This is a genomic window from Oceanobacillus alkalisoli (assembly GCF_021556485.1).
In the GTDB taxonomy this organism is placed as follows: Bacteria; Bacillota; Bacilli; order Bacillales; family Amphibacillaceae; genus Oceanobacillus; species Oceanobacillus alkalisoli.
In genome coordinates this window covers 109,870-134,628 of record NZ_JAKGBW010000002.1, presented here as the reverse complement: position 1 = coordinate 134,628, position 24,759 = coordinate 109,870, and the positions used below count along the sequence as shown (strand labels likewise).

General features: G+C 39.7%; 28 protein-coding genes and 1 other annotated feature. Of the genes, 10 read left to right on the top strand and 18 right to left on the bottom strand.

Annotated features, from left to right (window positions below):
- Nucleotides 1-7 precede the first annotated feature (7 nt).
- The 4 genes from mecA to LZD48_RS02800 all read right to left on the bottom strand — a co-directional run bounded on the left by mecA (nucleotide 8) and on the right by LZD48_RS02800 (nucleotide 3,813).
- The gene (mecA, locus tag LZD48_RS02815; RefSeq protein ID WP_235761219.1) at nucleotides 8-700 is read right to left on the bottom strand and encodes an adaptor protein MecA; all 693 of its coding nucleotides are present in this window, start codon (nucleotides 698-700) and stop codon (nucleotides 8-10) included.
- A gap of 261 nt (nucleotides 701-961) precedes the next feature.
- Nucleotides 962-1,357: a transcriptional regulator SpxA gene (gene spxA, locus LZD48_RS02810; RefSeq protein ID WP_235761218.1), complete on the bottom strand. Its 396-nt coding sequence runs from the start codon at nucleotides 1,355-1,357 to the stop codon at nucleotides 962-964.
- 283 nt (nucleotides 1,358-1,640) lie between these two features.
- The gene (locus LZD48_RS02805; protein WP_235761217.1) at nucleotides 1,641-2,858 is read right to left on the bottom strand and encodes a putative glycoside hydrolase; all 1,218 of its coding nucleotides are present in this window, start codon (nucleotides 2,856-2,858) and stop codon (nucleotides 1,641-1,643) included.
- Nucleotides 2,859-2,982: 124 nt separating this feature from the next.
- The gene (locus LZD48_RS02800; RefSeq protein WP_235761216.1) at nucleotides 2,983-3,813 is read right to left on the bottom strand and encodes an MBL fold metallo-hydrolase; all 831 of its coding nucleotides are present in this window, start codon (nucleotides 3,811-3,813) and stop codon (nucleotides 2,983-2,985) included.
- 1,176 nt (nucleotides 3,814-4,989) lie between these two features.
- Between LZD48_RS02800 and LZD48_RS02795 the strand changes: the two genes are divergently transcribed.
- Both LZD48_RS02795 and trpS read left to right on the top strand, forming a co-directional pair.
- Nucleotides 4,990-5,898 carry a nuclease-related domain-containing protein gene (locus LZD48_RS02795; protein WP_235761215.1) on the top strand — a complete coding sequence of 303 codons (909 nt, stop codon included), beginning with the start codon at nucleotides 4,990-4,992 and terminating at the stop codon, nucleotides 5,896-5,898.
- 614 nt (nucleotides 5,899-6,512) lie between these two features.
- Nucleotides 6,513-6,690 (top strand) — a binding site (T-box leader).
- A gap of 51 nt (nucleotides 6,691-6,741) precedes the next feature.
- A complete protein-coding gene (gene trpS / locus LZD48_RS02790) occupies nucleotides 6,742-7,731 on the top strand; it encodes a tryptophan--tRNA ligase (protein ID WP_235761214.1) in 990 nt (329 codons plus the stop codon).
- Nucleotides 7,732-7,774: 43 nt separating this feature from the next.
- On the opposite strand, the gene LZD48_RS02785 is transcribed toward trpS, so the two are convergent.
- The 5 genes from LZD48_RS02785 to LZD48_RS02765 all read right to left on the bottom strand — a co-directional run bounded on the left by LZD48_RS02785 (nucleotide 7,775) and on the right by LZD48_RS02765 (nucleotide 12,372).
- Complete coding sequence (locus LZD48_RS02785) at nucleotides 7,775-8,533, bottom strand: DUF3603 family protein (RefSeq protein ID WP_235761213.1); 759 nt, start codon at nucleotides 8,531-8,533, stop codon at nucleotides 7,775-7,777.
- An 83-nt stretch (nucleotides 8,534-8,616) separates the two neighbouring features.
- The gene (locus tag LZD48_RS19320) at nucleotides 8,617-8,823 is read right to left on the bottom strand and encodes a YuzI family membrane protein (RefSeq protein ID WP_235761212.1); all 207 of its coding nucleotides are present in this window, start codon (nucleotides 8,821-8,823) and stop codon (nucleotides 8,617-8,619) included.
- Between the two features lie 227 nt (nucleotides 8,824-9,050).
- The gene (fabF, locus tag LZD48_RS02775; protein ID WP_235761211.1) at nucleotides 9,051-10,292 is read right to left on the bottom strand and encodes a beta-ketoacyl-ACP synthase II; all 1,242 of its coding nucleotides are present in this window, start codon (nucleotides 10,290-10,292) and stop codon (nucleotides 9,051-9,053) included.
- A gap of 23 nt (nucleotides 10,293-10,315) precedes the next feature.
- Nucleotides 10,316-11,254: a beta-ketoacyl-ACP synthase III gene (locus tag LZD48_RS02770; protein ID WP_235761210.1), complete on the bottom strand. Its 939-nt coding sequence runs from the start codon at nucleotides 11,252-11,254 to the stop codon at nucleotides 10,316-10,318.
- A 161-nt stretch (nucleotides 11,255-11,415) separates the two neighbouring features.
- Nucleotides 11,416-12,372, bottom strand: coding sequence for a BMP family ABC transporter substrate-binding protein (locus LZD48_RS02765; protein WP_235761209.1), 957 nt, complete (start codon nucleotides 12,370-12,372; stop codon nucleotides 11,416-11,418).
- Nucleotides 12,373-12,397: 25 nt separating this feature from the next.
- On the opposite strand from LZD48_RS02765, the gene LZD48_RS18690 reads away from it, so the two are divergent.
- Entirely contained in the window at nucleotides 12,398-12,523 is a 126-nt protein-coding gene (locus LZD48_RS18690) for a hypothetical protein (RefSeq protein WP_255770386.1), read from the top strand.
- A gap of 2 nt (nucleotides 12,524-12,525) precedes the next feature.
- Here the strand turns inward: LZD48_RS18690 and LZD48_RS02760 are convergent, their stop codons facing one another.
- Nucleotides 12,526-13,155 carry a hypothetical protein gene (locus LZD48_RS02760; protein ID WP_235761208.1) on the bottom strand — a complete coding sequence of 210 codons (630 nt, stop codon included), beginning with the start codon at nucleotides 13,153-13,155 and terminating at the stop codon, nucleotides 12,526-12,528.
- Nucleotides 13,156-13,325: 170 nt separating this feature from the next.
- Between LZD48_RS02760 and LZD48_RS02755 the strand changes: the two genes are divergently transcribed.
- Nucleotides 13,326-13,502: a DUF2929 family protein gene (locus tag LZD48_RS02755; protein WP_235761207.1), complete on the top strand. Its 177-nt coding sequence runs from the start codon at nucleotides 13,326-13,328 to the stop codon at nucleotides 13,500-13,502.
- Between the two features lie 52 nt (nucleotides 13,503-13,554).
- Here LZD48_RS02755 and LZD48_RS02750 read toward each other — a convergent pair whose 3' ends face one another.
- A complete protein-coding gene (locus LZD48_RS02750; protein WP_235761431.1) occupies nucleotides 13,555-13,872 on the bottom strand; it encodes a hypothetical protein in 318 nt (105 codons plus the stop codon).
- Nucleotides 13,873-13,985: 113 nt separating this feature from the next.
- Here LZD48_RS02750 and LZD48_RS02745 point away from each other — a divergent pair, with 113 nt between their 5' ends.
- Complete coding sequence (locus tag LZD48_RS02745) at nucleotides 13,986-14,798, top strand: undecaprenyl-diphosphate phosphatase (protein ID WP_438822743.1); 813 nt, start codon at nucleotides 13,986-13,988, stop codon at nucleotides 14,796-14,798.
- 624 nt (nucleotides 14,799-15,422) lie between these two features.
- On the opposite strand, the gene LZD48_RS02740 is transcribed toward LZD48_RS02745, so the two are convergent.
- Nucleotides 15,423-15,734 carry a metal-sulfur cluster assembly factor gene (locus LZD48_RS02740; RefSeq protein ID WP_235761205.1) on the bottom strand — a complete coding sequence of 104 codons (312 nt, stop codon included), beginning with the start codon at nucleotides 15,732-15,734 and terminating at the stop codon, nucleotides 15,423-15,425.
- Nucleotides 15,735-15,818: 84 nt separating this feature from the next.
- Complete coding sequence (locus tag LZD48_RS02735) at nucleotides 15,819-16,580, bottom strand: alpha/beta fold hydrolase (protein ID WP_235761204.1); 762 nt, start codon at nucleotides 16,578-16,580, stop codon at nucleotides 15,819-15,821.
- A 146-nt stretch (nucleotides 16,581-16,726) separates the two neighbouring features.
- Here LZD48_RS02735 and LZD48_RS02730 point away from each other — a divergent pair, with 146 nt between their 5' ends.
- From LZD48_RS02730 to LZD48_RS02720, 3 genes are all read left to right on the top strand, one after another.
- Nucleotides 16,727-17,557: a Cof-type HAD-IIB family hydrolase gene (locus tag LZD48_RS02730; RefSeq protein WP_235761203.1), complete on the top strand. Its 831-nt coding sequence runs from the start codon at nucleotides 16,727-16,729 to the stop codon at nucleotides 17,555-17,557.
- 240 nt (nucleotides 17,558-17,797) lie between these two features.
- Complete coding sequence (locus LZD48_RS02725) at nucleotides 17,798-17,989, top strand: DUF3813 family protein (protein WP_235761202.1); 192 nt, start codon at nucleotides 17,798-17,800, stop codon at nucleotides 17,987-17,989.
- A 129-nt stretch (nucleotides 17,990-18,118) separates the two neighbouring features.
- Nucleotides 18,119-18,382, top strand: a complete 264-nt coding sequence (locus LZD48_RS02720) for a NifU N-terminal domain-containing protein (RefSeq protein ID WP_235761201.1) — start codon at nucleotides 18,119-18,121, stop codon at nucleotides 18,380-18,382.
- Nucleotides 18,383-18,429: 47 nt separating this feature from the next.
- On the opposite strand, the gene LZD48_RS02715 is transcribed toward LZD48_RS02720, so the two are convergent.
- Both LZD48_RS02715 and LZD48_RS02710 read right to left on the bottom strand, forming a co-directional pair.
- The gene (locus LZD48_RS02715; protein ID WP_235761200.1) at nucleotides 18,430-18,843 is read right to left on the bottom strand and encodes a membrane lipoprotein lipid attachment site-containing protein; all 414 of its coding nucleotides are present in this window, start codon (nucleotides 18,841-18,843) and stop codon (nucleotides 18,430-18,432) included.
- 5 nt (nucleotides 18,844-18,848) lie between these two features.
- Nucleotides 18,849-19,691 carry a YitT family protein gene (locus LZD48_RS02710; protein ID WP_235761199.1) on the bottom strand — a complete coding sequence of 281 codons (843 nt, stop codon included), beginning with the start codon at nucleotides 19,689-19,691 and terminating at the stop codon, nucleotides 18,849-18,851.
- A 292-nt stretch (nucleotides 19,692-19,983) separates the two neighbouring features.
- Between LZD48_RS02710 and LZD48_RS02705 the strand changes: the two genes are divergently transcribed.
- Both LZD48_RS02705 and LZD48_RS02700 read left to right on the top strand, forming a co-directional pair.
- Nucleotides 19,984-20,850: a DegV family protein gene (locus tag LZD48_RS02705; RefSeq protein ID WP_235761198.1), complete on the top strand. Its 867-nt coding sequence runs from the start codon at nucleotides 19,984-19,986 to the stop codon at nucleotides 20,848-20,850.
- Nucleotides 20,851-20,877: 27 nt separating this feature from the next.
- Nucleotides 20,878-21,252 (top strand): hypothetical protein, encoded by a 375-nt coding sequence (locus LZD48_RS02700; protein ID WP_235761197.1) that lies wholly within the window; start codon nucleotides 20,878-20,880, stop codon nucleotides 21,250-21,252.
- Between the two features lie 52 nt (nucleotides 21,253-21,304).
- On the opposite strand, the gene LZD48_RS02695 is transcribed toward LZD48_RS02700, so the two are convergent.
- The 3 genes from LZD48_RS02695 to LZD48_RS02685 all read right to left on the bottom strand — a co-directional run bounded on the left by LZD48_RS02695 (nucleotide 21,305) and on the right by LZD48_RS02685 (nucleotide 24,735).
- Nucleotides 21,305-22,819, bottom strand: coding sequence for an alpha-amylase family glycosyl hydrolase (locus LZD48_RS02695; RefSeq protein ID WP_235761196.1), 1,515 nt, complete (start codon nucleotides 22,817-22,819; stop codon nucleotides 21,305-21,307).
- 159 nt (nucleotides 22,820-22,978) lie between these two features.
- Entirely contained in the window at nucleotides 22,979-23,347 is a 369-nt protein-coding gene (locus LZD48_RS02690; protein ID WP_235761195.1) for a YisL family protein, read from the bottom strand.
- A 224-nt stretch (nucleotides 23,348-23,571) separates the two neighbouring features.
- A complete protein-coding gene (locus LZD48_RS02685) occupies nucleotides 23,572-24,735 on the bottom strand; it encodes a DUF418 domain-containing protein (protein ID WP_235761194.1) in 1,164 nt (387 codons plus the stop codon).
- Nucleotides 24,736-24,759 lie beyond the last annotated feature (24 nt).

Genomic DNA, 24,759 nt, shown 5'->3' with positions numbered 1-24,759 from the left:
CAGATGTCTATTTTTCTCGCGGAAAGTATTTTCTTATCTCAGCAAACGTATTTTCCTCGATAATTTTTTTCCCGTATTCTTCTAGTACATGGAGGGAAATATCAGAGTTTGTTGCGAATTCATGAATCTTACTCGTAAGGTTCGTTTGAATATTGTCATCATCCAGAACTTCTATGCCGAACTGTACATACAGATAGTACGCTCCTTCATAGTGGTAGAGGGTTTCTTCTATAATTTCATAATCACGCTTCATCAGGTGACTGAGTTGAATCACATCTTCAAAGTCAGCGAACTTTACAATGACCCATAATTTTTCTTCATGGAAACCAGGCTTATCATGCACATGTTCTTCACTCTTACCAAATGTGTCTTCGAGGATTTCATCAATATCTTCTTCCCCGTGCAATTCAAAGCTATCGTCATCCTCATCATCCAGTTCGTATTTGTCATCCTGTTTAGAGATTTTAGCTTTTGTAACGATGATTTCAAGACCTTTTTCCATCGCTTGCACTTGGATCCAGAGCGGACCATCCGGACTGAAGTCTTCTTTCTGATTTACTTCATCCATCATATGCCAGAATAGTTGTTCACTGCGTTCTCTATTGTACCAAATGTCTTCCTTTTCATACCCTAAATCTTCAATATCCAAGTACGAGATATAAAACTTAATCGTATTTTCATTTATTCTTTCTATTTCCATTCTTCTACTCTCCCTTCAAGCGAAAGATTTGAAATCTATTAAAATAATATGCGTAAGAATTTATTCAGCCAAGAAAATCGTACCGCTTCTCAGCTTATAGCTATTGTATGATAAAGTATGGTCGTTTGGAAATGAATATGCCTATAATTAAATGTTTATTCTAAAGCAGTTTGAACAATTTGTCACGCATTTTCTTCTTGTTAATCATAAAAGCACAAGACAATGAACTTTTGTCCTGTGCTTTTTAATGTATAATTTCCTTTAGTTTACCATTCGTTGGGCTTCTCTTAATTGGAAAGTACGAACAGTTCTAGGAAGAAAACGTCTGATTTCATCTTCATTATATCCAACCTGAAGCCGTTTTTCATCAAGGATAATCGGTCTTCTTAACAAGCCGGGATTTTTTTGAATTAGATCAAACAAATCCTGCATTGGTAATTGTTCAATATTTACGTCTAATTTCTGGAATACTTTTGAGCGTGTCGAGATGATTTCATCCGTACCATCTTCCGTCATCCGTAAGATGCCTTTTATTTCTTCAATTGTTAGCGGTTCCGAAAAAATGTTACGATCCTTGTACGGAATATCATGCTCTTCCAACCAAGCTTTAGCTTTTCTGCAGGATGTGCAACTTGGTGAGGTATAAAGTGTTACCATGTACTTCACTCCTCAATATTTATTTCTATCGATATGCAAGCAATTAATTAAACTCATTTCTCATTCTTATATTAAAATAAGTTTAAATAAAACCCTTTTATAGTATACTACATTTACCACAAAAAAAGTAGGGGTAAACCTCGAATCTTTGCAGATTTCCCAATCCACCTGCATAAACGACTGTCTACTCGATATTGTACCCGAACTGTTTTCAATTAAACCCTTAAATTCTTAATTGGTTAAAAAAATGGGACACGCACTCTCATTGCCGTGTCCCAGATTTCTATTCTTTTCCTATTAAGTAGTCAACATTTTCAGTATAGACGTTGCTCGCATTCCAAAGCAGAAATTCGTTAATGCCGTTTTCATAGAGCGCCTTGATCTGTGCCTCTACTTCGGCTTTCCCATATTGTTTTGTTGGTCCGCTGTACAGCCAAGGTGCTTCGAAGTCTTGAAGCCATGGTCTGGATACCGGTGGATTGTCAAGTGCACCAAGTACTTCATTTTCCGTTTTAGCATACTCGGTCACAAGTCGATACGGTTCTGTATCCGGCTTTTCAATTCCGAAATAACTTGTCCAATGACTCGGATAAATCATAGATGAAATGACATCGACATTATCTGAGATCCTAGAGAAATTTTGTCCAATTCCAGGAGTTTCCTCCAGTGTCGCTGCATAACCGAATATATCAACGGACACGTCCACTCCGTATGTAGATAATTCTTCCCTCGCATAAGCTACAAAGTCAGTAACGGCTTCAACACGCTTCTTAATATTGTTCATATCAAGATCCGCATAATCCCCGTACGTATACGATAAGCTTTCATCCTTATTTTCAAAGCCTTCCGGGAAACGGACATAGTCAAATTGAATTTCTTGGAATCCGAGTTCCACAGCGAGTTTTGCAATCTCCACATTATATTCCCAAACTTCTTTTTCAAATGGATTTACAAAGGCTTCACCGCGATTATTGACCCATACTTCGCCATTTTCCGTAAATGAAAGCTCCGGACGCTCTTTAGCAAGGACGGAATCTTTAAATACGACAATTCTTGCAATCGGATAGATTCCCTTTTCTTCCAAAACCTTCATCATTTCTTCTGGATCAGAAATATAATTCTGTGCAATATCTGCATAAGGAGAATCTTCGTCAGGTTTAAATGTTAAGTTGCCATGGTCTTCTTTAATATCAATAACCATCGCATTTAAATCAGTCGTTTCGACCAGATTAAGAAGGTCCTCAAATTTGCTGCCGCCAGCCGAGTTACCTGTCACATAAATGCCTCGCACTGCATCCGGATATTCAAAGTGATATGCAGAGTCAAAAGCAAATCGCTTCATCCGCTTTTCAACATCATATAGTTCAATACTCGTCGCTCTCTCGGCATGCTTGCTGATCGATACGGATTCTTCTGTCTCCGCATACACCTCATTTGGTAAAATAATCCCTATCAGGATAATTCCTGTTAATAGTTTAAGCCAATTCTGTACGTTCCCCATTACCTATCAATCTCCTAATCTGCTAATCTCTCACCCTAGTATATAGGAAAAACTTGTATAATTGAATGGTAAAAAACACTTAAATTGAAAAAGTTGTCGAGTCTTGTCATACCCGCTCCTCTCCTTATTGTGATAGAGCCGCTTTGGATGAATCCTTCAAAACAGAACGAATAATGTGAATGGAATCCCACTCCCCACGTGATAAGTATGTAATCGGATATTTTTTCTTAAATAATTCTTTTTGGATTTCTTTCTCATGGCAGCCTCGCTTATTCATCTCCAAAATTTTTTCTTCTAATTCCTCTAAATACTGCAACTTTTTACCAAGCATCTTTTGTCCCTGCTTGACATATCCTGCGTGACAACAAAAGATTTCCTCAAAGTTTAGCTTTAGTACACGTTTAATTGAATCAATAATCACCGGCACATTCTCATCTGCGAGTATCAATTTTGTCGATGGAGTAACAAATAAATCCCCTGAGAATAACTGCCCAGTTTCTTTGTTCAAGAAGGAAAGATGGTCTTTTGTATGACCCGGTGTACCGATTACCTCCCAAGTTGCAGTCCGTGAGGCGAATGTTCTCCCAATTGGTTCTGCGAGAAATGGTTCCCTTCTCCCCCAGAAAATTTTCCGGTATAAAGGATAATCTGCTTTTTCCGCACACTTTCTCGCACCTAATTCATCCATAAACACAGGAAGATTATACTTTTTCTGCAAATAAGCAGCACCTCCGACATGGTCTTCATGGGAATGAGTTAGAAGCACTTTCTCAGCATTCGACCTTTTAAAAAACGGCTGAAAATCATGCAGCAATCTTGGTGACCCCGTATCAATTAAAATACCATCTATTGCGAAACTATAAACATTTAATTTTATTTTTCCAAGAGCTACCATTCCTTCGATAAACCCGACGCCACTGGCAGAACCTTCATTTATGTCTGTTCGGATGATCAAATAAACCGCCCCTTTATTTTTTTATTTATTTCAACTTACCATATATTGAATGATTATTCATTCATGATGACTGGGTTATCATGGCGATTATAACTTGGCAGCGTTACTCCATTCCTCATAATCGAATTTAAAACATTAAAATTGCCTCATTGAAATTTGTTATAAGACAATAAGTCGTCTGAAAAAGTGCAACTGTCTCATAGTGCTGCTCTATTAGACAATATCTGGCGGGGGTGCTGCGAAACTGTCTCAGAGAACTGTTGTACTAGACAATATCCGACGAGGGAGCTCTAAAACTGTCTCAGAGAACGGCTGTACTAGACAATATCTGACGAGGGAGCTCCAAAACTGTCTCAGAGAACGGCTGTACTAGACAATATCTGACGAGGAACCTGCGAAACTGTCTCAGAGAACGGCTGTACTAGACAATATCCGACGAGGGTGCTGCGAAACTGTCTCAGAGAACGGCTGTACTAGACAATATCCGACGAGGGTGCTGCGAAACTGTCTCAGAGAACTACTATATTAGACAAAATCCGGATATAAACGGTAAGGATGTCCCATAGAACCACTCTATTAGACATAAGATTGGCTGATACTCTAAAACTGTCTGATAGAAGAATTCCATCGTATGATGCACGTCCTCCGGGAAACTGTGCTGTGGTTAGTACTCCAATGCTAGTGAATGAGCAAAATACTTACGCTAAATGAAAGTACCAGCAGTTTCTTTGGTTGCTTTTATGAAAGAGTTATTTGTTAGCAATAAAAGGTGGACAATCATTTTTCATTAATTGTCCCTGTGATTCATAGTACCTTATCCTTTTACTGCGCTATAAAAGCATTTTTAACATCGGTTTTATTTAATGTTGACACGATGAATATTAGCGTTACGCCCGTTTTGACAGCTCTGTTAAATAAATAATGAGTGGCCCCCAGTCCCTCTACTGTCATTGATACTTTAATGATAAAGTTCTTGTAGCCGTCGCTGATTTTATGAAGTGCTTCAGCTTGAGCATTCCTTGCCAACAAAATTGTCAGTAATCAAACACCTTTTATATTTTAAAGTACATATCCGCCCTCTTCATGATTCTATAAAGGTAAATGTGCTATAATGATTGGAATAAAGATGGTAGTTTTTATTAATTATTTTATAATTTAAAAGAAAGGATGCGGATCATGCTATATCAACCCCGGACCAAGTCCCAAGAATTAACGACCCTTGAGTTATTATCAAAACGAAAGAATTTAACAAGTCAAGAAAAGCAACTCTATTTGAACTTGGAAAAAGGATATGAGGGTGAAAAGCTTTTTGATCGTTATATGGAGGAACTGCTGCAATCTGATTGTCTGATTTTAAATGATTTATTGCTTCAAGTGAACAATACTACCTTTCAAATTGATTCTTTAATTATTGCGCAAGGGAAGACTTATTTATATGAAGTAAAAAATCATGAGGGCGATTATTATTACCAATCGGATAAATTTTTCAAGAAACCCAACTTTGAAGTTGTTAACCCGCTTCATCAGTTAAGTAGATGCGAATCCTTATTTCGTCAATTACTGTTGAAGAACGGTTTCAATCCCCCAACTCATGCCTCAGTTGTTTTCATCAACCCCAATTTCACCCTTTACGGAGCACCTCGTGATAAACCAATTATTTTCCCTACCCAAATCGAATGGTATGTTAATAATTTAAAAGCCAAGAATTATAAAGTAACAGACAGAGATATGAAAATCGCTAATAAATTAATGGAGTTACATCAAGCCGACACACCTTTTAGTCAGTTACCTCACTTTGAATTCGAACAACTCCAAAAGGGAATTGTTTGTTCAGAATGCTACTCCTTTTCAATTGTTATCGAGAAAAGCTTGTATACATGTAAGCATTGTCACTATAAGGAAAAGATTACGAATGCTATTTTAAATGCTATACGAGAGCTTCAAATTTTATTTCCAGATAAAAAAATAACGACGAACCTTGTTTACGATTGGTGCAAAGGAATTAAATCAAAGAAAACGATAAGTCGGATGTTGAATACCCATTTTAAAAAGGTCGGGGAACATAGATGGACATATTATGAGTAGAATTTACGGAATAGACGATTTATTTCCGATTGATTGAAAACAAATTGAATAATCTGCTGTACAAAAGTTCTCTATGAGACAATTTTAATCGTACGCTGTTATATATTGTCTCATAGAAAGCTTCTATAAGACAAATTAAGTTGTATGCATGGGATTGTGTCCAATAGAGCCTCCCTATCAGACAAATTCAGCAACTTGCTCGGGATTGTGACCAATAGAGCCTTCCTATGAGACAAATTCAGCAACCTGCTCGGGATTGTGTCCAATAGAGCCTCCCTATCAGACAAATTCAGCAACTTGCTCGGGATTGTGTCCAATAGAGCCTCCCTATCAGACAAATTCAGCAACTTAATCGAGATTATGTCCAATAGAGCCTCCCTATCAGACAAATTCAGCAACTTGCTCGGGATTGTGTCCAATAGAGCCTCCCTATCAGACAAATTCAGCAACTTAATCGGGATTATGTCCAATAGAGCCTCCCTATCAGACAAATTCAGCAACACGCTAAGCTGATCTGTCCAATAGGATCTTGAAAAACACCCACCAACACCTTTCTCCTCTACCTCTCCCTTGCATTTTCTCCCCAAAATCTATATAATGAATTGAGAATAAATATTCGAGCGTTGAAGAAGATATAGTACAATTGCCTGCTGGTTAATAGAGAGCTTGTGGTTGGTGGAAACAAGCACCAAGGCAGATTGGAATTGGGCTTCGGAGCTGTTGAGTAATTTTAAAGCGATCCTGCAAATAGCAGGATAATAAGGGTGGCACCGCGGTTCATTCGTCCCTTCCACAGGGATTCGAATGGGCTTTTTTTATGGACAAATTAAAGGAGTGTTTCGTATGCAAACGATTTTTTCAGGAATTCAGCCGAGTGGAACGTTGACACTTGGGAATTATTTAGGCGCAATTCGCCAGTTCGTGGAGCTTCAAGAAGAATATCAATGTTACTTCTGTATTGTGGATGAGCATGCCATTACCGTTCCGCAAGACCGTTTGGAATTAAGGAAAAACATTCGCTCGCTTGCAGCGCTGTATTTGGCTTCTGGACTTGATCCCGAGAAAGCAACACTTTTTATCCAGTCTGAAGTCCCAGCGCACACACAGCTCGGCTGGATGCTGCAATCGATCAGTTATGTCGGTGAGCTCGAAAGAATGACCCAGTATAAAGATAAATCAACTGGTAAAGAAGCGGTATCCTCCGCACTGCTTACCTACCCTGCGCTAATGGCTGCAGATATTCTGCTCTATCAGGCAAATCTTGTACCTGTTGGAGATGATCAGAAACAGCATATGGAATTGACGCGGGACCTTGCACAGCGATTTAATAATCGTTTTAATGATATCTTCACGATACCGGAGATTCGTATACCGGAAGTCGGTGCACGTATCATGTCGCTGCAGGAACCGACAAAGAAAATGAGTAAATCCGATGAAAATCAAAAGGGATTCATTTCCATGCTTGACGAGCCGAAACAAATTGTCAAGAAAATTAAGAGTGCGGTGACAGACTCAGAAGGAATTGTAAAATATGATAAAGAGAATAAACCTGGTGTTTCCAATCTGTTAACAATCTATTCGAGTTGTACAGGTGAATCAATTGAAACGTTAGAGAAGAAATACGAAGGGAAAGGTTATGGAGACTTCAAACAGGGTGTTGCAGATGCTGTAGTCAGTTTGCTCGAGCCAATCCAAGAAAGATACAAGGAATTAGTTGACTCTCCAGAACTTGACACCATTCTAGATGGCGGAGCAGATAGTGCATCCGTAATTGCCAATAAAACCGTCGCCAAAGCGAAAAAAGCAATGGGCTTAGGACGCGTGAAAAAATAAAATAAAAATACCGATTCACTTAAGCGATGAATCGGTATTTTTATTATGACTTGGATGTGTCTTGGGCATGTTCTTTTTCCAAGTCCCACAGTTTTTCTAAAAATGGCTGGCCGCGGACGATTTTTTCACAGAACTCTTCATGATTTTTATTGAATCCTTCCTTAATACCGGAGTAGAGCCGCTCCCACACTGCATCTGCATTCAAAAACTTCACTGTCGGATAAAGTTTCGGGTCCCATTCGGTCAACCAGTATCGCAGTTCCTCTTGATTACCGGAATTTTTCAATTGATCCAGGGCTATCATGAGAATATGCTTAATCTCTCTTTCCCGCCTCGTTAAACCAAATATTTGTTCAGGCGGCATGGATAAAATATGATATTCTTTTTTGTAATTTCTCTTTTTAAAGCCATAATTCTGGGGTTTCGCAGATTTGATCATATCGTAGACGAGCTGTTCCTGCCTTGGTATAAGCCGGCTTTTTCGGACAGGTATCGTATAACCGATTGTATCAAACGCAAGTATCTCCACTCCATTTGTAAGGACACAAGCATAATCAATCGCTTTTCGGTTCTGACCTTTCCGATTGTAAGAACGCTTATAAATTGTATCTAATAAGCTCTCAGGAATCTCTTGCAAATCATTTTCAATATACTCAAATAAATCACGCTTTATGTATAACAAAGGTGTCTGGTCCAATAATTCGATCTTATCTTCCTTCCTCCACTCATGGTAACGGGCAACTTGATAACCATTCTCTTCACTTTCAAACCAATTTACCCAAACATCATGTAAATATAGCATTTCACCCTCACCTCTTTGGAAAATTAATCTAGAATCATTATGACCAATAAAGAATGAATTTATTCTCTTCCGCTTGTAACGGTTCAGGAATTATTCGGGTAACAATACAGAACAAAGAGCATGATGACGATGCCAAGGGGGAAAAAATAACATTCAATCCGAAACATTATAAAATTAAAAAACTCGAGCCAGGATACACCAGCAGGAAGTAAATTCATATAACTAATTATTGTCACTCCCCCAGTGACCGTTAATCCAAAACCGATTAAAAACCAAAATATATAAAACATGAAAACACCACCCACATAGACCGTTCAATTGTCCCGTTTCTTTTTACATCGTATGCTTGTCCTGTGTTTTTCATGCTTGCTCGTCCCATCAAAAGATCTGCTAGTCGCCGGGCATAGAGCCGACGTGTGGCTAGTACCAGTAACTTGAGTTAAAAACAGCATCTTTATTTTATAATACACACAAAACAAAAAGAAGCCGACCGCTAAAGGATCAGCTTCTCTATCTATTAGGCTTCGTATTTTTTAAATACAAGTGACACATTATGCCCGCCAAAACCGAGCGAGTTACTTACAACGATGTTTACATCTTGCTTTCTCGCTTCATTAGGCACATAATCGAGATCACACTCTTCATCTGGTGTTTCATAGTTGGTTGTTGGTGGTACAATACCTTCCTGAATTGCTTTTAATGAAATAACAGACTCAACCCCACCTGCAGCTCCAAGCAGGTGTCCTGTCATTGATTTTGTCGAAGAGACAGTAAGCTTGTATGCATGGTCACCAAATACTGCCTTGATTGCAGTCGTTTCGTATTTATCGTTTAAGTCTGTACTCGTTCCATGTGCATTAATATAATCGACGTCATTCGGTGAAATTCCAGCAGCATCCATCGCCATTTGCATTGCACGGGCTGCTCCTTCTCCATTTTCTGCAGGTGCAGTGATATGGTAAGCATCTCCTGTTGCACCGTAACCGATAATTTCTCCGTAAATGGTTGCACCACGCTCAAGGGCGGATTCCAATGTTTCTAGAATTAAAATTCCAGCACCTTCTCCCATGACAAAACCATCACGGTTTTTATCAAATGGACGGCTCGCAGTTTTCGGATCCGGATTCGTTGATAAAGCTTTCGCAGAAGAAAATCCGGCAAATGCCATATTGGAAATCGGTGCTTCCGTTCCACCTGCGATAATATAGTCAACGTCACCACGCTTGACCGCATGATACGCATCTCCAATTGAACTCGCACCAGAAGCACAAGCAGTTACCGTACAAGAGTTAATTCCTTTTGCACCTAATTGGATGGACACTTGGCCTGCTGCCATATCTGGAATCATCATTGGGACAAAGAATGGACTAACCCGGCGCGGCCCTTTTTCAATCAACTTCAGATGCTGATCTTCCCATGTTTTCATTCCACCAATACCCGAACCAATCCAGACACCTACCCGGTGAGCATTACTATCGTCAATAACAAGCTTTGCATCCTCTACAGCCATTTTTGCAGCTGCCACCGCATATTGCGTGAATGGGTCCATACGACGGATCTCTTTTTTCTCCATAAATTCTTCCGGTGCAAAATCCTTCACTTCTGCCGCAACTTTAGCTGGATACTCATCTACATCAATTCGTGTTGCGATATCAATTCCGGATTTCCCGTTAATAATACTTTCCCACATTGTTGCTACATCATTACCGACTGGTGTCACGGCACCGAGGCCGGTTACTACTACTCTTCTTTCACCCATCGTTCTGCTCCTTTCTAATCTGGTCAGACTCCCCAGCGAATTGCCGCAGCTCCCCACGCCAATCCACCGCCAAATCCGACTAATACGATTAAATCATTATCTTTAATATTACCATTCTTTACGGATTCTGATAATGCCATAGGAATGGACGCGGAAGAATTATTTCCATATTTCGTGATTGTTTTCGCCATTTTATCTGAAGAAATACCGAGACGTTCTCTTGCAGCGTCCATGATCCGTATATTCGCCTGATGTGGAACGAGATAATCGACATCTTCTTTCGCAAGAGCGATTTTTTCTACCACATTTACCGTTGACTCTGGCATTTGCCGGACAGCGAATTTAAATACTTCCCGGCCGTTCATTTCCATAAATCCTTCTTTATTTTGCAATAAATCTTTCCCGCCAGAACCTTTCGAACCTAATTCAAAGGAGAGGACTCCTTTCCCTTCTCCAACTTCACCGACGACAACCGCACCTGCACCATCACCTAAAAGAACACAAGTTGAGCGATCTTCCCAGTCAATGATTTTTGAAAGCTTATCCGCCCCGACAACGAGCACATGTTTATATGCTCCTGCTTTGACAAACTGAGTGGCTGTGACAAGTCCATAGACGAACCCGGCACAAGCAGCCCCGATATCCAACGCGGCGGCATTTGTTGCACCGAGCCGGTCTTGAATCGTACAAGCTACCGATGGAAATGGTGTATCCGGTGTCACCGTTGCAACAAGGATCAAATCAATTTCTTCTGGAGAAATATTCGCCTCTTTAAGCGCCTCTTTTGCAGCATGGTAAGACATATCGGATGTATCAATCCCATCTTCTGCAAATCTTCTTTCCTCAATTCCAGTACGAGTGCGGATCCATTCATCTGTTGTGTCTACAATTTTTTCCATGTCTTTATTCGTCATGACCTTTGTTGGTACATAATGGCCAGTTCCCAAGATACCTACGTTCATTTTAACATCTCCTTCATACTTTATACGAGGTTTAACTATTATCAACTATCTATTTCACATCACTTCAGCTAGAAGCAATCTATACGAGTAAACATTATGACTTGGTACTAATTTTAAAACAAAAAACCCCTCCTGACAAGAGGAAGGTTTAAACATCATCCTTATTTCTCAAAAGGAAGTAAATTAGTTTTTTTATATTCTTCTATTGCTTCTGTAATTTCTCTCTCAAAATTGCCGTCTATCTTCTCGTTGAATGTTCCTAATGTAATGAAATCATCATGAAAATCATAGGAACGGATACCGCCCATTAACACCTCATCATTAAAATCTTCCGCTGCATTCACATAAACTGCTTCAATATCCTGAATCATACTTGTCAACACATGTTCCGGCGCTATTTTCTGCTGGTCGGCTACGTATCCAAGTGTGTATACATCGTCAGCTGCAGCTGCTTGAATCACCGCCTGGCTATACGCATTGCCGACAGGGACAACTACATCGGTTCCTGCCTTCAGAAACTCATCATAGATGATCATTGCTTGCTCCAGGTCATCCCAATCATTCACAAAATCAATATGAATCTCAGCATCCGGATTCTGATATTTTACACCTTCATAAAAGCCTTCCAGTTCTGGTTGCCAACTAAAGACCGCGATTACACCAATTTCATCGCTCTTTGACATCTCCCCGGCAACCATGCCACCAAAGAAACCCATCGCATTGGAATCAAAGTTCAAGCTTGTCACCTTAGGGTTATACAAATCCCCATTCATATAGATGAAATGAACCTCAGGATACGTCTTCGTCAAATCGACAAAGTGATGTCCGTAACTATTTCCGTGTCCGATAATCAGGTTGACGCCTTCATTTACAAATTCATCAACTGCCTGGATAATATCATTTTCCTTTTGAACATTTTCCTTGTAGAAGACATTCGTATTAAATTCCTTCTCAATTGCAAGCAAGCCATCATAGCCTTTTTCATTCCAGGCATTGCCTTCAATTTCCGATTCGAACAACATGCCTGCATTCAGCAAATTATTGTGATCTGAAAAATAACTACAGCCAGGCAGTATTATAATCATGAATAGAACGATAAAAGTCAATTGCTTTTTCATACTGCCCCTCCTGTTCATCTATTGAATGAATTTCATAATTACCAAAGTCGGCTTTTCCATCACCATATGTAGTTGGGAACGAACCAACTCAACTACATATGGTGATGGTGAAGCATTAAATACGTATTATGAAATTCATTATATTGATTAATTTCAGGTCTTTTTATTCACAGCGGGATAAAGAGCCTGAAACTTACGAAAATGTGCAAGTACTTGATTTATATTTTCCTTTATAGGAATATTTTCTTCTACTGAGAAGATTTTTTCAAGTTTTTTCCCTTTTAAACTTTGATTTCTTACAGATTCCACCCGAATTTCCTGATATGCCGGCATATCTTTTAGCCACTGGAGCAATTGGCTGAGAAAATCTGTAATATAAACTCCTTTTTCAAGAAATGCTGGTGAGGAAAAACCGATATAATTTTCTCCAACATATATTCCTTCTTCTGTCATAGGCATCCATTCACCAAATAAATAGGGCGCATCAATGTAGGTTGCGTTCTTAACAGATGAACGCTCACCATTAATTTGGAGCATTCGTTCAAACCGATTTTCATCCATTTCAGGAATATCTTCCACAAAAATTGCAAGCTGGTATTTTCTTTGATTGCTCGTTGTCATTAATTCGAAATTACTGTTTCGCTGGAAGAAGTCTATAAGATGATTATTGTCACCTTCCTCTTTTATCTCTTTTATCCCTTTTACCTCGTATCCTTCATGCAAAAGCCGTTCAGCAATATGGTAGCCGATCCAATGAGAAACAGGATGAACAAGAACTTCCATTGTGCTAAAATCCCCCTTTTAAAAGATATATACCGGCATTTTTCCTTTTCATTAGTATATGTCAAAATTAAAGCTTTTATTTTTTTTCGTTCTTTGTTAAACTATATGGGGATATTATTTATGTAGCATTTAATTTTTTACATATGATTTTGAAATGTGGGGTGCTGAACATGCGATACATCTTCACGATTATTTGGTCACTGCTTATTAGTGCGGCAGTTACATACGTGCTTACGAGTATGGCTGGTGAACCATTCGTAATTTCTGAAGCCGTCATTCTAGCAGTTATCTTTATGATTGTCACATTCCTGATGGGCGACGTCATATTGAAAGTAAAGAAAAATTAACAAATAACAAACCCTTGCCGCCAAGGAAAGTGGCAAGGGTTTGTTATTTGTCTTAATACCATGCGAGCAAGCTGAGCGCTGCAAGGGCTGCGAGCGGGAGAACTACTCTCCGGAATCGTCTTGGGGGACCATATCCAAATCCTGGGCCATACCAGCCATACGGTCCAAATTGCCGGTAATCATGCTCCACGTCTCGGGAAACATTTGTCATTTGGGTTTGTGCATCGATGGGGACTGCCATATATACATATTCATCATCTAAACCGGTAATGATTCCATCGATACGCGCCCCTTCTATCGTTTCAATAAGCACATAAGAATGCATATGTTTTTTACATTGTTCATACATTTTTTTAGAATCATTTTTCATCGTCACGTTAATCAACCCTCCTCATCCACTAGACTATTCACCTAGCTAAAAAAAGGAACTTGTCTGCTTGAGGATGGATTCGATGAATTAAAGGGGAGAATATAATGGATTTCATGCAAGATTTAATTACAATTATTCAGTATTTTATTCTTGGACTTGTTCAAGGTGTTACCGAACCAATCCCGATTTCGTCAAGCGGGCATTTAATTATCTTCAGAGAGTTATTTGGAATTGAGGCGAGAGGACTTTCCTTTGAAATTTTCGTAAACTTCGCTTCTTTACTTGCTGTTTTACTAATTTACAAAGAAGATATTATTCGCCTGATTAAAAATACAATCCTTTTCTTATTCAAAAAGGATAAATCGGCAAGAAGCGACTTTATGTTTGTTGTTTATCTCGTGATTGCAACAATTCCAGTTGGGATTGTTGGTGTATTGTTTGGCGATTATCTTGGAAATGTGTTAAGTGGAACAAATGTTGTCGGGGTTACTTTATTAATCACAGCAGTGGCGATCTGGTTCATCCGTAACTTACGCGGAAGAAGACTGGAAGGCGATCTGACGACGAAAGATGCTGTTATCGTCGGACTAGCTCAAGCTATCGCTGTCACACCTGGAATCAGTCGTTCAGGTGCAAGTATTGTCTCAGCCATGCTTGTTGGGATGAGACAAGATACGGCACTGCGTTTTGCATTCTTACTTTATATTCCGGTCAGTTTAGGGACAACCATTCTAGAAGTTCCGACGCTTGTTGCAAGCCCGGAATTCCAAGCATTGCTTATTCCGAATGTGATCGCCTTTATTACTTCGTTTGTTGCGACTTATTTTGCATTGAAATGGTTTATGAACGTTATGGCGCATGGTAACCTAAAATATTTCTCTTATTACTGTGTCGTCGTTGGACTGCTCGTAATCTTTTTCTTATAACCTGTGTTTCACTTCGTAACTGCAAAGTACACGTTTGTAAAGTCTAATAATTACTTTCATTCAGCGTAAGTGATTTGCTCATTTATTTTATCAGAACTCTAGTCACCGTTCAGTTGCCCGGCGGACGGATGCGCATCCTTAGGCACGGCCTCAGCCTCCTCGGAAGAAGAGCACTTCCTGCGGGGTCTTCGGACACGTGCTTTTCCCGTAGGAGTCACCGTCCGCCGGGCAACTGGACTGGTATAGATAGTTATCTAAAATAAAAGTTATCCCATCGCAGTATATATTGGACTCTTCACACATAAAATAGCATTATAAAAAGCAGCTCCGTCATGGTAGCTGCTTTTTATTTGTTCAAAGATCAGAGAACTTCTTAGAAATTATATGTTTATTATAATTAAATGTTTGCTGTATAGCCACGTCCAGCTCCAGCCCCCAGCGACTAGTGGACTTCCTTCACCTCCGTACGATAAAGAAGATTTGCCGATTGGCTAAGACATAAGGCCTGGTCGCTCTTATACCCTTGCGGTGAAAGTCAACATCAGCTCCCTTTGGTCGCTGTGTTTCCTTTATCTCCTACGGCTCAGTCCATACGTCGCTAACCAGGCGCTTTCGCTTTTGATATCAATCCGGGATGCCTAGCGCTATTTTTGCGTAGCGGGACATTTTGTCTTTGCCCCATGGCGGATCCCAAACGATATTTGTTTTTGTTTCTTTTACTTCCGGCAGATCGGCTAAAGCAAATTTGATGTCTTGCTCGATGTGTCCAGCAAGCGGACAGCCCATCGTTGTGAGTGTCATCGTAACCGTACATAAGCCTTCTTCATCAAGATCAACGTCATATACTAAACCGAGGTTAACGATATCTATACCTAATTCAGGGTCAATCACGTTTTCCAGTGCGCCCATCAGATACTCTTTTGTCGCTTCATCCATTTTACGAACCTCCTTTTTTCCCTTCTTCCCTTTATTAAACCATAATTTCAGTAAAATATTAAGTATTTGAATCTGTATATATTGTTACAAATACGTATGGAACCATTTTACCAACTCAAGGATAGCATGCCTGCTTACTTTATGTCCGGCATTTGCCTCTTTGATAAACTTGATATGCTCTACGTTCTCATACTGCTCTTTCACTTCATCATAAAACGTAAACGAATGATCAAATGGAACGACAGCATCCTGCCCGCCGTGCCAGAACAAAAGTGGCCGTCCGTTTAGCTTTTCCGGTTGAAGTGATAAATCACACGTTTCCAGTTGATCGTACAAGACTTCAATCTGTTCATCCGTCACTGGAAGGTCTCCCCCGTTTTTAAAGCTTTCTACAAGTGTTTTCGCAAATATCGTGATGCGCGGGGAGCCCATCAAGATAACTGCTGACTTGATCCAATCATATTGGGTTAATGCTGCTGAAGTCGTTATTCCTCCCATACTTGTTCCTGCTACACCGATTCTATCGTCCAGAATTAAACTATCCGCATCGAGTGCTTCTTTAATTTCTCCAAGTTCGTGTACATTTCTGAGAACAATATCCCAGAATGAGATTTGCCGTTTCCGTTCAGATGTTTCCAACTCCCTTTCCCCATGAAATTCACTATCGGGAAGTATGACACGATAACCTTTTTCAGCAAGCAAAAAAGCTATCGGAAGATTGTGCTCTTTTGCGCTTGTAAAGCCATGGAAAAAAATCACAGTCGGTAATGCTTTATCCTTATCTTCGCTTTCTGCTACGATTAAACTCGGTATATTTCCTACTTTTTCTTTCACTATTCCAATCATTGCTTTTCACCTCACCCCTATGTTACCGATATTCCAATCAGTCTGCCAGTCTAAAACCTGAAAATTATCGTTGTTAAGTTAAATTTACTTTACTTGGGGACTTATCTCTTATAGACTAGGTTACAAGATGAGGTGAATGAAAACTTATGAAAAAACATATGATTGCACTCGATTTAGACGGGACATTATTAACAGACGATAAGATAATTAGTGAACGGACAAAGCAAGTGCTTTTTAGGGCGAAAGAAGAAGGACATATATTAGTTATCTCGACTGGAAGGCCACATCGGGCAAGTATTAATTATTATCATGAACTTGGCTTGGATACGCCAATGGTCAACTTTAACGGGGCCCTTATCCACCATCCTCAAAACAGGAACTGGGATGCGTTACATACGCCGATGCCGATCCGAACAGCACATAAGATCATTGATGCTTGCTATGATTTACGTGTTAACAATATTTTAGCTGAAGTGCTGGATGATGTGTATATCGACTCCTTCGACAGCAAACTGATCGGTTTCTTTGATGAAATTGAGGACGAAGCCCCATTTGTGATTGGTAACTTAAAGCAAAAGCTTGAGGAAGATCCAACCTCCATCCTCGTTTATCCGGAAGAGGAACAGGTACAGCAATTGAGGAGCCATCTCGACAACTACCACGCGGAAGTGATCGAGCACCGTAAATGGGGTGCCCCGTGGAACGTCATTGAAATCATTAAAAAAGGAATGAATAAAGCAGTCGGACTTCATAAGATCGCTCATTACTTTGATATACCAGAAGACCGGATTATCGCATTCGGGGACGAAGACAATGATCTGGAAATGATCGATTATGCTGGTGTCGGGGTGGCGATGGGGAATGCCATCGATGAACTGAAGTCAATCGCAAAGCATGTCACTGCAACCAATGAAGAAGATGGCATCGGTTCATTTTTGGAAGAGTATTTAAAATTAAAAGTGAACACACCTAGTTAAAGCTTGCGTGTATAGTGAAAATAGAAAGGTTCATACTAAGGGAGGAGAGCGTGAAAAACGTTCCTCCCTTTTTAATTTGCCAAAAGTGAAAATAGAAAGGAGTTATGAAAGCTGAGGAATTCAAAGGATCGGCAGCCCGGTAAAAAAGATAAACGGAAACAACAAGCATATCAGGTAAATTTCACAGATAAAGTACGCAAAAAAGCAGAAGCAGATCAACATACAAGAGGAGGGTTTTAAATGGAGCAATCACGATTCCAGCAAGCTAGACAACGTATAATGGATATGATGAATATGGGGCAGGATGTGACGGAAGCAGACAAGGAAGCAGTACAGCATGCGATTCAGGCCGCATATGAGGAAGCAACTCCACAAGAACAAAAAGAATTGGAACAACTGGAACAGCAATTAACGAATAACCAGCAGCTGTAATTTAAAATATAATATGATTAGCGGGTGGATCAGCGGTGAATCGCATTACCCGCTAATCTATTCTGCTTTATAATTTCCTCTATATCTGCTACTATATGGGTAAGTATGAACAAAAGAGGAGTGAGTGAGATGGCAATTCGTATGGAGGGTACTCCAAACCCAAACGCGATGAAATTCACATCGGATAAAATGATTTTTGAAGGTACTAAAAGTTATTCGCTGATGCCTGGAGATACGAGTGAATATGATATTCTAAATGAATTGATGACCATTGAAGGTGTAGATAATGTTTTTGGGTATCAAAACTTTATTACGGTCAATAAGCATTTTGATGTAGAATGGGAACAACTATCCCCGCACGTCATTGAAATGATAGAAAAACACGGCTATTAATACATAGATAAAGGGAACTTCTCAACTTATGAAGTTCCCTTTATTTTTTATTCCGCAATATCAATCGGAATAAAATTCGGGTGGAGTGCTTGTCCTTCTGGTGATTTACTGTATAGGGTCAAAATCGGCGCTTCTTCGCTATCAAAAGCAGATGCCGGGATTTCCCCGCTAATTTCAATATCTTCCCAAACTCCTGGTTCCCCCTCTAATTCGTAAACCGTTTCAGAGTGCAATTCCTCTTCACCTTGTTCCAGCTGATAATAGAATTGCCCATCCTCAGCTCGTACCTCTCCAGCTAAAATATAAGTATTAGCTTCTATCTGCAAGTCCAAATTCCGAAAAACAACTGTATGTGTTTCCTCTGTGTTATCCGGTGTATTTGCTTCCTCGTTTGATTCACTATCATTCCCACATCCAACAAGGATCAATAGGAATACAGCTGCAAATAAAATTTTCTTCATACTACCTAATCCTTTCTGAAATATCCATAGACTGCGGTCGTTTCTACAACATTCGTAAATGCTTCCGGGTCGACTTCTTTAATGATTTTTTCAACATCATATAATTCATATCGGTTCAAAACAAGATAAACCATCTTCTTCTCTATTTTTGAATAAGCACCTTGAGCAGGGAGAAATGTAATCCCTCTGATAAACCGATTATGGATTGCCTGCTGCATTTCTTCCGGCTTTTGCGTAATAATCATCGCTGTCAATTTCACGTGGCGAGTATGAATCATGTCGATTATCTTTGTCGTCGCATAAAGCGCAATCAGCGTGTACAAAGCATTTTCCGCGGAATAAAGGACACCAGCAAGCAGAATGATAATTCCGTTTAGTGCCATTAAATACGTGCCAACCGGTTTATCATTCATACGCGATAACAACATTGCAATAATATCCATTCCTCCGGTCGAAGCACCGATCTTTAAGGAAATTCCAATACCAGCTCCTGCAATTACGCCACCAAACACTGCATTCAGCATAATATCATTTGATAGTGCAATAATCGGCATGAACTCCAGAAATATTGTCGAAAAGACGACGGATATCCCACTATAAATTGTAAATCCTTTTCCAACTTTAAACCAGCCTAAGATGAATACCGGTATATTCAAGAGTAAGAGGAATGTCCCTGTTCCAATATTCATACCAAGGAAATCCTGAAAGACGCTTGACAACAGCTGAGCTGCACCGGCAAAGCCACTTGCATAGACATTGGCCGTGATTAGGAAAAAGTTAAGTGATACTGCTAATAGAAATGCACCAATAATTACGGTGATAATTCGTTTAGCTTCCATCATAAACATGAGCGTTCCTCCTGCTTTAATAGTTTGAACAATCGCTTGATAAAGTGAAACTTCAATCAGTGAAGGTTTTTCTTCATCCCCCACTGATTGTTAGTTGAACGAACGAACCCTAGGTGAAACCGTTCGTTATCTCCCACCTAAACTTTCTTGGAGACCCTAAAATTTTGAGTTGGGAGTTTTACGGACGGTTACACCAGAACAAATTCATAACTTTTCAACTACTTTTTGACTAAATGACCTTCTCGCTTTAAACTAGAAGAAGGCAAGCAAATTGTAGATTGGAAGTGATAAAATGAATGTAAAAATTATAGCTGATTCTGCTTGTGATTTATCAAAAGACTATTATATCGAATATGGCATTGAAATGGTACCTTTAAATGTTCATTTAGATAACAAGGATTATGCTGATGTAAAAGAAATCGATCCGAAAACCATCTATGATAAGATGCGGAACGGCAAAGCCCCGAAGACTTCCCAGCCTGCTCCAGAGGCTTTCAAAAAAGTGTTCACTGCCTCAGCAGAGAAGAATGAGCCGCTTGTTTATGTATCATTTTCCTCTGAATTATCCGGAACATACCAAAGTGCAAAAATTATGGAAGATCAGATAAAAACAGAATACCCAGATGCACCCATTCATGTTATCGACTCCAAATGTGCTTCACTTGGTTACGGGCTTGTTGTCCTTCATATAGCAAAAATGGCTAAAGATGGTGCTGCTTTTGCAGAAATCATCGAAGCTGCCGAACATCAAGCAAATCATATGGAACATATTTTCACTGTTGATGATTTGGAATACTTATATCGTGGCGGGCGTGTCAGTAAGACTTCTGCCTTCGTCGGCAGCTTATTAAAAATAAAGCCAATTTTAAATGTGGAAGATGGGAAACTGATTCCCCTTGAGAAGCTCCGTGGTTCGAAAAAAGTCTTAGGACGCATGATTGAATTAATGGAAGAACGCGGGAAAGATTTCCGTAACCAGACAATTGGAATTAGCCATGGAGACGATCTAGAAAGGGCGGAACAGCTAGCTTCCCTCATTCAAGAAAAATTCGATGTACCAAAAGAAAACATTGTAATTGAAATGGTCGGTGCTGTTATTGGTGCCCATTCCGGTCCAGGAACCCTCGCCTTATTCTTTTCCAATCAACCGAATATATAACTACTTGCTACCTTTGGTTTACTGTTCATGAAAAGTACGCTGAAACTTGGCCTGGTTCACTCTGGACTAGCAGAACTCGTCAATTCAACGAGAAGTGTCATTATCGGTTATCTGCATCTTACCTTGCTTGGTTTCATTAGTATCTTTATTCTTTTACAATACCAAATGCAAGGAATTATTCAGGCGAATCGGTTGTATTCCACCGGTTTTGGCATCTTCTTTGCTGGATTTATGGTGAATGAACTTTATTTATTCCTACAAGCCTTCGTCCAATGGACAGGATTTTTTACGCTTCCTTTCTACGGGGAAGGATTGCTTATCGCTGCAATTCTATTGGGAATCGGAGTTATCCTCATGAGCTTTACTGTCAGCAGCGACCTGTTCGAGGGGAAGAGGAAATAATGGAAAAACACTGAAACGCTCGGAAAGTTCTCCAAGCGTTTCTTCCTTCTTATCACTTTCGAAGCCCTTGATTTGCTTCTGCTCTTTCTCGTTCTTTCTGTTTCTTCGATAAATAGATAACAACGAAAACAAAACCAAACAAGATCGTCGCAACCATGATAATGAGCGTCCAGTTTAAACCTACATCATCCATTAATTGATAGACCTCTACAGATTCTCTTGGAATTCCAATTCGATAATTATCTTCTGGATTCTGGCGGGCAAGATTATCTTCTATATAACCACGGAATAACATATCTGGTCCGACATCCGTAACATCAATATAGCTTGATTTACTGCCATTGTTGATGCCGATATACATCGTTTCTCCTTCATAAGTCCGTTTAAACACTGCATAGGAATCACTTTCGTCAACCAATTCAAAGTCGCCGCGCCTTAATGAAGGGAATTCAGTTCTTAAGGACGAAATTCGTTCATGGAACTCTGTCAAATCCTGATCGCCCCTGTTAAGCGGGACGATCCGCTGCGAATCTTCCGCCGTCTCTCCATACATGCCTACTTCTGTACCTTGTAAAATCAGTGGTGTTCCTGGTGTTGTGTACATATATGTTAATGCAAGCTTCCAGGCTGTTACGGTATTTCTGCCGTTTTCGGAGAATTTCTGAGAGAATCGTTTCGAATACTTATCATCAATGAGAAGGATGCTCTGAAAATCGTCCATCTCTTCCAATACTTCATAGATTTCTACTGGAGATTGGTCCGGCAAACTGAAAATATCAGAAATCATTTTTCCTACCTGATAGTTATCAATCGCATCCAGTGAAGTACTTGCCATAATCTCTGCGATATCAGCTTCTTCGTCAAGTACATCTCCGAGTAAATATTTATCTGGATGACTTTCTTTCAATTCTGTTGTCAGTCGGTTTAGAAAGTCAATTGACGACTGATCGACCGCATGCAGGCTCAGACCATCGATTTCCGTTTCATCAAGCCAGAACGAAGCTGCATCGATTAAATAATCCTGTACATCCGGGTTGTTTTGATTGAGTTGCACAACACGCTCCGTCCAATCCGGTCCAGTCACCTCTTCCGGTAAAATCCAATCCGCACGTTCAGGATCAAGTGCTATGGAATGATCCTCTGGTAAATAATTCGTAACAAGTTCGAGCACAATCTTTATATCCCGCTCATGAGCTTCATCCAGTAGCTCGTCCAATTCCTCAAACGTACCGAATTGCGGATCGATTTCGGTAAAATCTTCTACCCAATATCCGTGAAAGCCGTCTTCCATATTCGCCATAATAGGTGACAGGACAATCGTCGTCATCCCGATTTGTGCGAGATTGTCTAATTGGTCGATTATTCCTCTAAAGTCACCGCCCTGATAAGCAGTGGGATCATCGACATCGACTTCAGCATCATTGTTAAAGTCCCCATTGCTATAACGATCTACCATGATTTCATACATGATTTCATCTTCTATTTGTCTTTCTTCCGCTGCAACCGGCAACACGTATATGAATAACGAAAATAGGATTGCTATACTGATGACTAGTTTTCTTTTCATTATCTTATCCCCCACCATTTCAATTACTTCTATCTTGTTCTATTATTAAGGAAAATAAATTTTAGTCAATCGCTATTCAATAATTGTTAAAAAAACTTCAATAATAAATAGGGCCGGGACTTCAAGACGAAGTCCCAGCCACGAACTCATTTTATACAATTAGAATGATAAAGGTAAACGGATGTATCCTAGGATAAGAACTAGGATCAGTGCGATGACAAGCTGTACCCACCAGCCAGTAACTGGTTTGCCTTTGTTTGTTTTAACAAGTACCATTTCCATCGCTGCAATGAGCCAGATTCCAGCAAGGCCTTTTGTGATTGCCTCTACCCCCATTGGCATTGAAAAGTTTGCCAGATAAACATCGAATAATAAATACCCACCAGTGAAAATAATGATGAGATAGAATAAGCGTAAAATCATATGAACGATTTTGCCGCCTTTTGCATTCCCTTGTTTGTAAAGGAATAAAGCAACTAGTAATAAAATCAGTCCGAGTATCCAAGACGTGACATGCATATGAAGCATCGTATCATTACCTCCTACAATCTATTTGTTCAGTTTTCGTCAATCCTCATCATACCATGTTCTGCGAGAGAATTCATTTTAGAAGCAAGGTAGATTGATCTCTCTTACAATTTATTAACAAAATGGACACTTTTATTCAAATTCTTCTCTATTCGTTATTGCTTTCTTCACCACAGGCTGATGTGAACCGTGTTCCCATTTTGCTGAATTGGCTTCTTCCCCTTCTACTTTCGTAATCTCTGGATTTCTTTATAATTCAAACTGCGCCATACCCATTCTAATGGTCCGAATCGGTAACGGGACAACCACCATTTGCTTGCTAGCACCTGCAAGGAAAAGATAACGACGACAATGAATACTGAAACGGAGGGTGCTACAGAACCATACAAGCCAAAACCAATGCCATAAAATAAGATGAAACTAATGAGCGATTGGAATATATAATTACTCAAAGCTGTTCTCCCGACATAACGGAGCGGCCGAATCAGTTTCCCTCCTAATGCTGTTTGAGCAAGCAGTGTAATCATTGTCATATAAAATAATGCAGATGCCGTTCCTCCAAGATTATCCTGCACATACGTAAACCATAAAGGGTTTCCTATAAGATATGGGCCAGCTTTCAAAATTAGGCTCAATAAGAAGGAAATGATTAAAAGCCACTTCAGTATAGGCTGATCGATTTCCGGTTCATGGAATACTCGCTTTCTCGCTAAATACATGCCTAGCAAAAACAAAGGCAGAAGCGTCATGATAAGAAAAATGAAGCCAACACTCGAATTAGCCAGCGCCCAGTCTTGAAAGTTTTGTTTCCAAATAAGCAAAAGCTCGTTACTCGAATAATTATCTATCGCTTGATTAATTGCTGCACTATCCGAGTTGTTTAAAAGATCACGCACTGCATATAATCCTGGTGTAATAAAAGCAACACTACCAAATAAAAGAACAGCAGCCCAAACTAGTAACGTACGCTCCTTTACCTCGATAAATAAAAGAAGGAAAAGTCCAATCAATCCGTAAGATAGTAAAATATCTCCGTGCCAAATGAGAAAGGCATGAATGAGTCCAAAACCGATTAAACCGAGCTGTCGCTGAAATAAAAATGGTGTAGTAGCCATTCCTTTCACTTGCAGTCGTTCTTTCATTAACTGCCAACTGAAGCCGAATAATATCGAAAATAGCGTGTAAAAGCTGCCTTGGAAGAAAATATCGATAAACGCTTGAATGAATCGCTCAAGTGGTGTATCCCAAACAGCTTCCCAGCCACCATGCATAAAATAAGGGGCGGAAAAAGCGCCGATATTCACCATGAAAATACCAAAAATAGCAAAGCCCCTCATTATATCAATATGTTCAATCCGATTCTGTTCCTTTGTCGGTGCAAGCCGCATAGTCACGTACCACCCTGTCCCAAT